11 protein-coding genes are annotated in these 12,538 nt (G+C 41.6%); 5 read left to right on the top strand and 6 right to left on the bottom strand.

Features of this window, described 5'->3' with window-relative positions:
- Window positions 1-553: 553 nt before the first annotated feature.
- Window positions 554-2,002, top strand: coding sequence for an AAA-like domain-containing protein (locus V7K53_RS17530; RefSeq protein WP_335198746.1), 1,449 nt, complete (start codon window positions 554-556; stop codon window positions 2,000-2,002).
- A 91-nt stretch (window positions 2,003-2,093) separates the two neighbouring features.
- On the opposite strand, the gene V7K53_RS17535 is transcribed toward V7K53_RS17530, so the two are convergent.
- Entirely contained in the window at window positions 2,094-2,471 is a 378-nt protein-coding gene (locus tag V7K53_RS17535) for a hypothetical protein (RefSeq protein ID WP_335198747.1), read from the bottom strand.
- 871 nt (window positions 2,472-3,342) lie between these two features.
- Between V7K53_RS17535 and V7K53_RS17540 the strand changes: the two genes are divergently transcribed.
- The gene (locus V7K53_RS17540; protein WP_335198748.1) at window positions 3,343-3,834 is read left to right on the top strand and encodes an orange carotenoid protein N-terminal domain-containing protein; all 492 of its coding nucleotides are present in this window, start codon (window positions 3,343-3,345) and stop codon (window positions 3,832-3,834) included.
- Window positions 3,835-4,154: 320 nt separating this feature from the next.
- Here the strand turns inward: V7K53_RS17540 and V7K53_RS17545 are convergent, their stop codons facing one another.
- The gene (locus tag V7K53_RS17545; RefSeq protein ID WP_335198749.1) at window positions 4,155-4,934 is read right to left on the bottom strand and encodes a glucosamine-6-phosphate deaminase; all 780 of its coding nucleotides are present in this window, start codon (window positions 4,932-4,934) and stop codon (window positions 4,155-4,157) included.
- Between the two features lie 235 nt (window positions 4,935-5,169).
- Here V7K53_RS17545 and V7K53_RS17550 point away from each other — a divergent pair, with 235 nt between their 5' ends.
- Window positions 5,170-5,856 carry an HAD family hydrolase gene (locus V7K53_RS17550; protein WP_335198750.1) on the top strand — a complete coding sequence of 229 codons (687 nt, stop codon included), beginning with the start codon at window positions 5,170-5,172 and terminating at the stop codon, window positions 5,854-5,856.
- Between the two features lie 65 nt (window positions 5,857-5,921).
- On the opposite strand, the gene V7K53_RS17555 is transcribed toward V7K53_RS17550, so the two are convergent.
- The gene (locus V7K53_RS17555) at window positions 5,922-6,851 is read right to left on the bottom strand and encodes an AraC family transcriptional regulator (RefSeq protein WP_335198751.1); all 930 of its coding nucleotides are present in this window, start codon (window positions 6,849-6,851) and stop codon (window positions 5,922-5,924) included.
- A 208-nt stretch (window positions 6,852-7,059) separates the two neighbouring features.
- Here V7K53_RS17555 and V7K53_RS17560 point away from each other — a divergent pair, with 208 nt between their 5' ends.
- Window positions 7,060-7,791 (top strand): SDR family oxidoreductase, encoded by a 732-nt coding sequence (locus V7K53_RS17560; RefSeq protein ID WP_335198752.1) that lies wholly within the window; start codon window positions 7,060-7,062, stop codon window positions 7,789-7,791.
- Window positions 7,792-7,853: 62 nt separating this feature from the next.
- Window positions 7,854-8,852, top strand: coding sequence for an aldo/keto reductase (locus tag V7K53_RS17565; RefSeq protein WP_335198753.1), 999 nt, complete (start codon window positions 7,854-7,856; stop codon window positions 8,850-8,852).
- A 94-nt stretch (window positions 8,853-8,946) separates the two neighbouring features.
- Here the strand turns inward: V7K53_RS17565 and V7K53_RS17570 are convergent, their stop codons facing one another.
- The 3 genes from V7K53_RS17570 to V7K53_RS17580 all read right to left on the bottom strand — a co-directional run bounded on the left by V7K53_RS17570 (window position 8,947) and on the right by V7K53_RS17580 (window position 12,529).
- Window positions 8,947-9,585 (bottom strand): PadR family transcriptional regulator, encoded by a 639-nt coding sequence (locus tag V7K53_RS17570; RefSeq protein WP_094352959.1) that lies wholly within the window; start codon window positions 9,583-9,585, stop codon window positions 8,947-8,949.
- A 1,017-nt stretch (window positions 9,586-10,602) separates the two neighbouring features.
- Window positions 10,603-11,058 (bottom strand): tRNA (adenosine(37)-N6)-threonylcarbamoyltransferase complex ATPase subunit type 1 TsaE, encoded by a 456-nt coding sequence (gene tsaE / locus V7K53_RS17575; protein WP_335198754.1) that lies wholly within the window; start codon window positions 11,056-11,058, stop codon window positions 10,603-10,605.
- Window positions 11,059-11,119: 61 nt separating this feature from the next.
- The gene (locus V7K53_RS17580) at window positions 11,120-12,529 is read right to left on the bottom strand and encodes a gluconeogenesis factor YvcK family protein (RefSeq protein ID WP_335198755.1); all 1,410 of its coding nucleotides are present in this window, start codon (window positions 12,527-12,529) and stop codon (window positions 11,120-11,122) included.
- Window positions 12,530-12,538 lie beyond the last annotated feature (9 nt).

Below are 12,538 nucleotides of genomic sequence, written 5' to 3' on the forward strand. Positions count from 1 at the left end.
AGCTAGCTGTACCGCCCCTACTGCGTGCTATAATTTTTTGTCAGTTTGATCGCTATTAAAATCAAAAGAAGCCCAAAGATCAAACTTTGGTAAGAAAGCCAGTGCGGTATTTTCCCTACAGCCCTACGGGCATCCTACTACAGGCACCAGCATCATAGCCCTTCGTATACATTGCTTACTCCTTATTGGATGGGTCTGCACTGCAAAATTTATATTAATGCCAGATAAAAAATATTTTTCAGTAATACTCAGTAAATTGGTAGAAATAAAGTCAACTATTAAGGCTTGTCATTTGTTATTTACAAGTAGTCAAAGATACTTGATGCAGAAGCATCAGCGTCTTTCTGGAGGGGAGAAAAAATGACAATCAATATAGTTATGTTTGTTTATACCCATTTATCTAACTATCCTAAATAATATATGTATATTTTTTTACAATTTTTATAGTATTTTAAGAACGGGTAAGTAACTGTTGAATAACTGTTTTAAAACGTGAAACAATGGGGAAATAGCTAAGACAGTAAATAAAGAAAGTAGATTAATAATTAGTGATATGAAGCAATCTAAGAGTACGCGAAGGCGGGGACTTGTCTTAACGATCGCTGGGCTGAAGCGTTTACAAGGGGCGATTCTGGCTATAGAAAAGGTAGAAAACAATGGACATCGCTTCACTCTAGAAGATTTAGGCGATCGCATGAAGGTATCTACCAAAACTCTGAACCGATTATGGTCGTTGAATACAGGCGTCGATCAAAAAACCTTAAAATTGTGCTTTAGCGCCTTTAACTTAGAATTATGCAGGGAAGACTATGGAATCCTGAGTGAACCTAATCATACTGAAGGCTATCAAACTAACTCAGTAAGTTTAGATACAGGAGAAAGAAAATTATTCCCGTCTTTATCCTTAGATTATCTGGCGACTCAACACCATAACCAACTCGAAAATCTTTGGTCATACCCAGATGGCCCCGTACCTGTAGATTCTCCCTTCTATGTCGATCGTCCCCCAATTGAGGAACTAGTTTATCGAGAAGTAATTCAACCAGGCTGTGTGATTCGGATTCGAGCACCAAGAGAAATGGGAAAAAGTTCTCTTGTGCTGCGGCTGTTAGCCTTTGCCAAGATGCAAAGTTATCGCTCGGTGAACGTGAATTGCAACCAAATCGATTCAAGCTGTCTGACAAACTTAAATAAACTGTTGCGTTCTCTTTGTTGGCAAATTGCAACAGAATTAGACATTGACCCCAAGCTAGATGAAAACTGGGATGAGGAAATAGGTTGTAAGTTGAGTTGCAGTTTATATTTGCAATCTTATTTGCTCAAGCAATGCAAAAGTCCAGTAGTTTTAGTGTTAAATGAGGTTGACCGCTTTTTTGAATATCCAGAAATTGCTCCAGAGTTCTTTGGTTTGTTACGCTCTTGGTATGAAGAAGCACGACAAGATCAAAACTTGCAGAAACTAAGGTTAGTGGTAGTTTACTCCACAGAAGTATATGTTTCTTTGGATATCAACCGTTCTCCATTTAATATTGGACTACCGATCCGTCTGCCAGAATTTACTGAACACCAAGTCAAATACTTAGCCCAACGACATGGTTTAGATTGGACTTCTGATAACGAAGTTAACCAACTGATGTCTCTCGTGGGGGGACATCCAGCGCTGATTCGGATTGCTCTATATTATCTATGCTGTCAAGGAATGACCTTAGAAGAACTGATACAAGATGCGATCGCTAACGGCGGTATCTATCGTTATCATCTATGGCGACACTGGGCAATCTTACAAGAAAATCCTAGTTTAGTAAAGGCGTATGTTGACGTTGTAGCGGCAACGCAAAGTATTTCTCTCAATCCCATTGACGCTCATAAGCTCGAAAGCTTGGGTTTGATCGCTTATGAAAGCGATCGCATCCTACCGCGTTGTGAACTCTACCGTGCTTACTTTAAAAAACAACTGGGTGTTGCTGAATTTGAATATAAATCATTGCAAAAACGTGCTTGAGAAAAAACTATTACAGGCTCTTTATCTGACGTTCACGTAATGGCTCCCTGACGCTCTAGGGATTAGAAACAAGGTTTCCAACGAAAAATAATTAATTGTTTGACCAATAAAGCTGATAATCCTCGATATAAAATTTTCCATTATTGGAAGACATTTTGAAAAAGAAGTAATAATCTTCTGGCTCCCAAATACTAAATTCTTGCTCTTGTTCTTGAAAACTAGCTGTCGAACCACTATTAGGGATAGTCATGCCAGCAGTTAGTGTTCCATTTTGTGTTCTCATTAGAAAAATTTCTAGCAGACAGAAACCCTGTAGTTCAGCAGAATAACGAATTTTGAAACGGATTCTTCCACCATTGCGTAGGGTCTTTTTAATATAAAAATTTTCGGTTTTAATGGGATTGCCAGACAGATAAATACCTTGACCTTGTGTTAATATATCAATTTGCCTTTGGTTAAATGAATTCATAAATTTTTCTCCTCCAAAAGAATAGAATTGATTGATATAATTGCATTATTGGCAAATGTTTTTAAAGATGGGTTATTTCTGTGATTCTGAATGTCACGTTTGTATTTTCTCGCTATCTCCAAAAAAATGCAATGACAGTTAAGACAGTTAAGACAGTTAAGAAGACAGTTAAGAAGATAATGAAAAGCTCAATTATGAAGAGCGATCGCAACCTGCAAAAATAGAGATTATAGAGATTAACGATTCGTTATTTGTAATTATTAATAGTGTTGGCAAACTCGCTATTTCTGCGTTCGCGCAACGTAGTGTAGAGAAGACAGTAAAACTCTTGCATAAATCACAAAAAAGAGCCTAAAAGAGCCAAAGCCTAGCTTTGGCTCACTTCCCTTAACAAGCTACAGTGTATATACAAGTCGAAAAAAGATCGATTTTCCATTGTTCTCTTGTCCATACAGAACATGGAAATGACTTATTAGAGATTGCTGCCTCTTTGTTTGACTGGAGACAGTAGCCCACCCACAAGAAGATTACAATGCAGAGCCTTGTAACAAGATTTACTCCACAATTGGTTGCTTCTGTCAATGCGTAAGTTATAAATTGAGCTATTTTAAAGATTAACAAGTAGTGCTTTTTTATTCACTATTACAATCAAGGTAACATCTATCCAGGGAAATACCTTTTAACAATCATTCAATTTAGCAATAGACTTCTAATTGCTAACTATTTCATTTGGCACTTGTCAAGCCTTATTTTGGCTTTGAACGATCTTCTTTATGATTTGAAGACATCTGTCTTCAGTAGGGTAAAACTCCAAATGTACATTTGGTAACATTGCTTAAGAATAAATAAGTAATTGCAATTGAAGTTAATCATGACATACACACAAACCAACGATCCAACTATTCGCGAACACGTTCAAGCTTGGCAACAGTTAAATGTAGATCAACAACTTGCTTTGTTTTGGTTTATCTATAAAGAAATGGGGGGTTCAATTACTCCAGCCGCTCCTGGAGCCAGTACTGTTTCTCCAGAAATAGCTGAAGGTTTATTTAATCAAGTTAAGGAATTATCTCACGAACAACAATTACAAGTTCAGCGTGATTTGATTAATAAAGCGGATAGCCAAATTTCTCGTGAGTATGGCTCTTTGAGTGATACGACAAAACTCCTGTTTTGGTATCGATTATCTCAAGGGATGGAAAATGGTACTATTATTCCTGTACCTGATGATTATCAACTTCCTTCCGAAGCGAAAGCGTTGTTTGGTAAAATTCAAGGATTAGAGTTTGAACAGCAGATTACTCTTTTCCGTGATTATGTTTCGCCAATGGGTACTGAAGCAAAATCAGGTGCTGAAATTTAGTCCTTTTGAAGTCTTTAGGATGCTTTAGGGTATCTATTAAGTTATTTATACCCTTCTCTTAAAGCTTGCTAGATTCGCCAGTCGCTTAATATAAAACTAAATTTTGATGACTGGCGTATTTAGAAACTTTTCTTTCATTACTTTGAGATGTTTATGACTTCTATAAACATCAAATTGTTAGAACAAAGTGTATTAATATTTGCGAATTTGGATATGAAATCTCGCTTGACAGTTATAGCGTTACTGGATACTGAAACTACCTAATGCAATTACAGCGATCGCTGCAATAATTAGCTTGTAAAATTCAGGTGTGGATAAGTTTAAGGTAATTCTAGTACGCTAGCAGAATTAACATCTAAAAACAACGTCGCTTGGGGTTGTTGACGGAGAATAGAAGCTGGACAGTCTGTACCGATATAATTTTGCAACATCTCTTTTACCACATTCGCTTTACGTTTTTCTGGAGCAAGACAGATAATTTTTTTAGCTGAACAAATTGTTGGGATGGTGACAGTAAAAGCATACTGTGGCACAGTTTCTAAATTTGGAAAGTGACCTGTATTTACTTGTTGCTGACGGTTCACGGTATCCAGTTTTACCAGTTTCACGCTGTAAGGATCTTGAAAATTTGCTACAGCTGGATCGTTAAAAGCTAAATGTCCATTTTCGCCAACACCAAGACAGCATAAGTCAATCGGTTGTGCTTGTAATAATTTGGTGTAGCGATCGCACTCTGCTACTGGTTGTAATGTATCACCTTCTATATAGTGAAATTTCTTAGGTTTAACCCGTTTCTCTACACGTTCTCGCATATAACGCCGAAAACTAGCAGAATGATCGGTAGTAATTCCCAAATATTCATCTAGATGGAACAGAATAATCCGTGACCAATCTACACCACCCAATGCAATCAAAGCATCAAGAAATTTGAGTTGGGAGTTACCTGTAGCTAACAATACAGCAGCTGTTTCTTGTTGCTTGAGAACTTGCTGTAAATACTTTTGCACGATTTCGGCAACATCCTCGGCCATTTCGACTTCAGAGTTGTAAATCTGCACTAGTAAATCGTCAACGCGAAAAAAGTTTGTGGCGGCTACCATTTGCTTACGAAGAAGGTTATCAATTATACGGCAGTTTGTTGAATAATTTTACCTGTCTGCCCTCAAATGCCCTATCCAGTATAGATTTTAGGATTTAGCAGATTAATTTCTGACTCTTGAAATTTTTTCTTCAGTCCCCAATCCCCGTATTAACGTAGGAACAATCACTAAAGACAAAAAACAATGTAAACTATTTAAATTAAGTTAACAATTATTTACATTTTACCGAAAAATCATGCTGGCTGCAATTCTCTTTGACCTAGACGGCACTATTGTCAACACTGACCCCATACACTACCGAGCTTGGCGGGAAATGCTGTTAAATTACAGCATAGAAATAGACGAAACATTTTATAAATCTCGAATTAGTGGAAGGCTAAATCCAGAAATTGTTAAAGACATTCTGCCACAATTATCAGTAGCAGAAGGGCAACAATTTGCAGACGAAAAAGAGGCGTTGTTTCGCAAACTCGCCCCACATCTCAAACCGCTAAATGGATTTTCTGAACTACTCGCATGGACAGAAACACATCAATTAAAACGTGCATTAGTAACTAATGCGCCTAGATTAAATGCAGAATTTATGCTAGAGGTTTTGGGGATAAAAGAAGCTTTTCATACAGTTGTTTTAGCGGATGATTGTATTGCAGGTAAACCCGATCCTGTGCCCTACCAAGTTGCCCTGAATAAATTGGGGATTACAGCAGAAGAAACGATCGCTTTAGAAGACTCTCCCTCCGGTATTCGGTCAGCGGTGGGCGCAGATATTCGCACCATTGGCATCGCCTCCACCCACGATCCGCAAATTTTGCAGTCAGTTGGTGCATTTATGGCAATTCCAGACTTTACTGATTTGCAGTTATGGACATTGCTAAACTCACTCATCGAGCCAGATTTAAGTGCGATCGCTTCTAATTTTTGAGGATAGGGGGAACAGGAGGCAGTGTTTCGACTACGCTCAACAACCAGGCAGGAATTCTTTAATTTTTAATTTTTAATTGATTTCTCCCCATCCCCAAAAACTCCACTTTTTAACCGAGCCATATCACGCAACGGTGGTGCGCCGAACAAGCGACTGTATTCACGGCTGAACTGTGATGGGCTTTCATAACCCACGTAATGACTAGCTGTCGCCGCATCCATACCTTGCCCCAGCATCAGACGACGGGCTTGTTGAAGCCTAAGTTGTTTTTGATATTGCAAAGGACTCATGCTGGTGACTGACTTGAAGTGATGATGAAGCGACGAGGGACTCATGCGCGCTTCACGAGCGATCGTATCGATCCGAAATGGTTTTTCATAGTTCCATTTCAGCCAGTTAATCGCTCTGCTAATTGCTTGGAGTTGTTTATCGACTAAAGCAATCTGTCGCAATCTAGCACTGTGTTCGCCAGATAACAAACGGTAGAGAATTTCTCGGACAATCAAAGGTGCGAGGATAGCAATATCTTGAGGCGTTTCCAACAATCGTACAAGTCGGATTGCGGCATCAAGTAGTTGCGGGCTAACAGGATTAATAGACAAGCCCGGTTCCGGTGGTTCGTTAGCTGGAGCGTCTAGTTTTGCCTCCATCATCAGTGTGCTGAGTTCTCCCATATCTAAATCAAGCCGAAGACACAAATACGGAAAGGTTGGCGTTGCTTCAATCACTTGACCGACAACAGGTAGATCGATGGATACCACCAAATATTGGTCTTGACCATAAACATACAAATTGTCTGCCAACATTACCTGTTTCTTACCCTGAGCGACGATGCACAGGGCAGGCTCATGCAGGGCATGGAGAGGCGCAGTAGGTTGTAAGGAACGGATTAGGAATAGCCGCTCGATCGCTGTGGGATGGACACCATCTCCATTACTGTTCTGTGCAATCAGAGCGGCTAGCTCGGACTGCTGCTTTATAACAGTCTGTTCCATAATGTCGTTTAAAATCCTTTATGAAACTAACATTCAGGGCAGCCGCAATTTATTTAGCCGCTGAGGTCAGTTTATCTTTTTACGATCGACAATGAAGAAAAATGCAGGATTAGGCAAGAATTTCGCAGGTTCAGATTACCGCATCAAGCTTTGACTCTTTTAGATTAAGAGTGTGCTAGAGAATACAACAACTTGGAGATACGGTTTTATGACTACCAACCATCAGAAAGTCGTACTGATTACAGGCGCAAGCAGCGGTATCGGTGAGGCGACAGCACGTCTACTCGCTCGTAAGGGCATCCACGTCATCCTGGGCGCACGACGCACGGAGCGCCTAGAAACCCTCGTGGCTACAATCCGCGCTGAGGGAGGCTCGGCGGAGTATCAGACCCTTGATGTTACTAATCGCGCCGACTTCCAAGCCTTTGTAGAATTTGCTCAGAGCAAATTTGGCCGCATTGATGTCATCGTTAACAATGCAGGCGTTATGCCGCTCTCAAAGCTAGAAGCGCTGAAGGTTGATGAATGGGACTGGATGATTGACGTGAACATCCGTGGCGTACTTAATGGCATCGCCGCTGGGCTACCACTGATGAAACGCCAAGGATTTGGCCAGTTCGTCAACTTGTCCTCCATCGGCGGACACGCTGTCTGGCCAACCTGCGCCGTTTACTCAGCCACTAAGTTTGCGGTGTTGGCAATTTCGGAGGGGCTGCGTCAGGAAAATACTGACATTCGCGTTACTGTTATTTCGCCGGGCGTAACGGAGTCGGAACTGGCCGATAGCATTACTGACCCCGAGGCTGGCAAAGGTATGCAGGAATTCCGCAAGATTGCGCTTCCGGCTGAAGCGATCGCCAGAGCGATCGCCTTTGCAATTGAACAACCGGATGACGTTGATGTGAATGAGATTATCGTGCGCCCCACAGCCAGCGTATAGTTACGCAAAGATGCGAAGAATTTTCAACCTAAGCTAGCAGTAAAACAACTGAGAACCGCTATATGACTACTCAAAATAAAATTCAACCTCGCCAACTTGGTTCTAAAGGTCTAACTGTTTTCCCCCTAGCTCTCGGATGTATGGGTATGTCCGGTATGTACGGTGCAGTAGACGAAAACGAAAGCATTGCAACTATCCAAGCAGCTCTCGATCGCGGGATTACATTACTGGATACTGGCGATTTCTATGGTAGCGGACACAATGAGATGCTAATTGGTCGGGCAATCAAGGAGCGTCGAGACAAAGCACTGGTTTCGGTGAAATTCGGCGCTTTACGTACTCCTGATGGTGGATGGATTGGTATAGATACCCGTCCCGCTGCGGTGAAAAACTTTGTCGCTTATAGTCTGACCCGATTGGGAGTAGACCACATTGACATCTACCGCCCAGCTCGATTAGACCCGCAAGTTCCCATTGAAGACACTATTGGCGCGATCGCGGAGCTTGTCACGGCTGGCTACGTGCGACATATCGGGCTATCGGAAGTGGGAACGGACACTATCCGCCGCGCCCATGCCATCCACCCCATCAGTGACCTACAAATCGAGTACTCCCTGATTAGCCGTAGTCCTGAGAGCGAGATTTTTCCTGTACTGGAAGAACTTGGTATTGGCGTAACTGCCTATGGCGTGCTGTCACGAGGGCTACTGAGTGGCTCCACTCCAGCTACACAGGGAGACTTCCGTGCCTACTTACCACGCTTCAGTAAAGAAAACCTTGCTCAGAATCAACGCTTGATCGAAGAACTAAAGCAAATTGCCGCCGAGAAAGGAGTACTTCCTTCGCAGTTGGCTATTGCTTGGGTACTTGCAAAAGGCAGAAATATTGTGCCAGTTATCGGCGCACGCAAGCGCACCCAACTTTCCGAATCGTTGGCGGCTCTGGATGTGAACCTATCGCCAGAGGACTTAACCCGCATTGAAACAGCAATTCCCGCATCTGCGATCGCAGGCACTCGTTATGATGAACATCAAATGCAGATGCTGGACAGCGAACGCTAATGCGATCGATAGTGCGAGCAAAGTAGTAGAGGGTTTGTAGTAAGCAATTTGCTGCTTAGAAAATAAGGACTAAAGTCTTACTACGATCCTCTACTTATTTTTCAGCCAGAATCGCGTAAATTTCCCGTTTAACTTGCTCTAAAAGCTCCCGCACCCGATTTATCCGCTCCATATTGCCACTACGAGCAACCTGCACCACCGCAGCAGCTAACTCTGTGGCGGCATTCCGCAATTCAATAAACTCTTGGGGCTTACCTGTAACAAAACTTTTGAAGGTATCCCAAGGAGTATCTGAAGGTTCTTGTTGGGCACGTTCTGCCAATAATTGTTTACCCTCATCCGTAATTGTATAAATCCGCTTGCCTCCTTCCTGTGCGCTCTTGAGATAACCACCTTCTTCCAGCAATTGGAGTGTTGGATACACTGAGCCAGGACTGAGGCGACGGAAACCACCATAACGAGTTTCCATCTCTTTAATCAGGTCGTAACCATGACTAGGATGCTCGGATAACAATTCCAGCAGAATGAACTTGATGTCACCCCGACGAGTCCGGTGCTCATCTCCCCAACCACGACCAAACATTTCATTATCAAAGCGTTTGTCATGATGTCTACCATGATGCTTGTCATGATGGTTGCCATGTCCAAACCAAGACCTGACAAGCAATGAATCCTCTTCGCTAACTCCTGCCCATGCAGGTGCGCCAAAACGTGACCGAAAATGTCTAAACATAAGTAAATCTCAAATCAACTTTCTCTAATATACGATATATCGGAATATATCGCGATATATCGGATAGAAATTTGATGAAGATTTGTAACGAAAGCAGCTTCGACTAGCCAAGAGACTGAACTTGTTCGACAGAAGACTCCAACTATTGCAAAAATGCTTAATCTACGGCGTTTAATCGGAGATTAAGCATTTTTGCTTAACTCTGAAGTAATAGGTGTAACAAAGAGTTCAGTCCACAGATAAACCCTTGTATCTTTAGATGGTTTGCTTTTTTCGTGTCTTGTCTTTCTAGATAGAATATGTATAAATACGAGATATTTTAGTTAAATATTTTATTGAGATCGGTGCTAATTACAGATGTGAATAAAAGAATTTATTGCTAGTTAAAATTATTAAAAATAATTTTGTAAATTTATAAAATAGTTTATTTTTTTGTATAGATTGTGAACTTAACTTGGGAATACTAAGTGTAAGAAAAGTTAAAATTATACATAAATTTATAATTGTTTAACTTTTTCTACTAGCATTCGCTGCTAAATAATCTAGATTCCATCTTTAAACCACAGTAGGGAACTAATCGGGTTCAATCGAAGCTGACTAGTTCTCTGAAAACTCTCATTGACCCCAACAACAGTTTATTTACACTTGCTTGATTCGTATATCCCGTTTAGTTAAGAATCACTTTAGGTTCAATACTATTCGGATAAGATAACCCCGCCTGGATTTAAGGGAGTGAAGGAAAAAATAGTCTCCCTTTTAAAGAAAGCTAGTGTGTTGCGAACTTTCCTAAATTTATAGGGGCAGGTGTCAGCAAAGCTGACTACCAGTTTTCTCTTGAAGAAAAGCTGATTAAATATTTTTGTTTTGGTTGAGATAACAATGTTAGGAACTGACAGTGGCGAACGTGGTAGTGGCAGATAGGAAGAGTGTAAAGTTCTCTCTTGATTATTTGTAAGAATTTTTGAGTGTTGCGATCAAAAAACTGAAATCCCTCATGCTTATAGTCGGGATATAAGCTTAAATCGCGGCAATGACTTTGCTAATGGCACAATTGAATGGTGTGAGTTCGACTTGACGAGTGCCTTCATGTCCATAAATCAAACTCACGCTCAGATAACTATCTGGCTTGTAGGGCAATCGTTCCGCCCATTCAACTGCCACAATTCCTGGTATCACTTCAACACCTTCCCAATAACTTTCTAAATTTAGGGTTGCAACTTCTTGCGCCTCTAAGCGATATAAATCCAGATGGTAAAGGGGAAAGCGCCCTTCCGTGTACTCATTAATCAACGTGAAAGTGGGGCTGACAATGGGTTCAGTAATTCCTAAACCTTTACCAATACCTTGAACTAAAGTAGTTTTACCAGCGCCTAAATCACCTTCTAGTAAAATTACGCTGCCAGGTATCAGGGATTCGCCAAGAGTAATACCTAAGCGCAGCGTCGCTTCTGTATCTGCAAGAAAAATTTTCATGATTGAGGTATTGGGCATTACTGATTAGTCTAAACAAATGAAAAATGACAAATTTTCATCTTCACTTAATTTTCAATTCCCCGTTCGCATAGCGTCTCCGCAGGAGAAGCGACTGACTTCTACCGTACCACCGCAATAACACTTGTGCTAGTTTTTGCGGATTGTGACGTACAAAACCTGTTTCATCTTCATACAAAACATTAGCTGGAACAATCCGTCGCCCTAGTTGAGTTACGGCTTCTCTATCGAGAAAAACGGGATGGGAGTTTTGTTGGGCGTAGCGGAGAAGTGATTGCTCCGAAGGAGATTTTTTGTGTATTAATACAGCATCGAATAGTCGTCTTTCTCCACAAGCAGCATCAATTGCTCTGATGTGGTCGGCAACAGTGTACCCTTCAGTTTCTCCTGGTTGAGTCATGATATTGCAGATATAAATACGGGGGGCATCTGATTGAGCGATCGCATCGGCAATTTCTGGTACTAATAAATTAGGAATTAGGCTTGTATAAAGGCTACCTGGGCCAATAATAATGTAATCAGCTTCTTTAATTGCCTTAATAGCTGCTGGCACCGCCGGAGGATTAGCTGGAATGCAGCCAATTTTGACAATTTTACCGCCAGCTTTGGGAATACTAGACTCCCCCTCAATCCGACGACCATCGGTTAATTCTGCCCAGAGGCGAACATCACTGAGAGTTGCTGGTAGTACTTGTCCCCGCACCGCTAGAACTTTAGAACTGGCTGCAACTGCTTGTTCTAAATCTCCAGTAATATCACTCATTGCCGTTAAAAACAAATTGCCAAAACTGTGACCAGTTAACCCATCTCCAGCCCGAAAACGGTATTGAAACAATTCTGTTAATAACTTTTCTTCATCAGCTAGTGCAGCCAAACAATTGCGAATATCTCCTGGTGGTAGCACTCCAAACTCTTGACGCAAACGCCCAGAAGATCCACCATCATCAGCGACAGTGACAATTGCAGTAATATTAGCGCTGTAGGTTTTCAGTCCTCTCAACAACGTAGAAAGTCCCGTACCACCACCAATTACCACGATTTTTGGACCGCGGTACAATCGACGATGGGCCAGCAAGACATCAATGAGTTCCTCTCCGCCTTCTGCTCTTAGTACCTTAGTAATTGAGCCTACGGTGCGAGTTTGCCCCCAAAGCACTAACAGCAAGCCGCCAAGCAGCACCAAAGGCCCACTGATATAGTTCGGTAAGAGGTTGGCGATCACTCCCAAGAAACCTCTTACCAACTCAATCATCCAAAAAATTGGGGTCAGCTTAATCCAAATGGCTAACCCCAAACTCGCCAGCAGTACACCCCCAACACTAATTAACAACCAACGTTTTACCGATAGTCCAGGGGATAACCATTTGAACCACTGGTTAACCCGATAGGAAGTACGAGAGCGCGACTGCTTTTGCAGGGCGTTGAGGGCTTGTCTGAGAAAACCAATTGACATACCTGATTT

Origin of the sequence: Nostoc sp. (genome assembly GCF_036917355.1) — a bacterium.
Taxonomy (GTDB): Bacteria; Cyanobacteriota; Cyanobacteriia; order Cyanobacteriales; family Nostocaceae; genus Nostoc.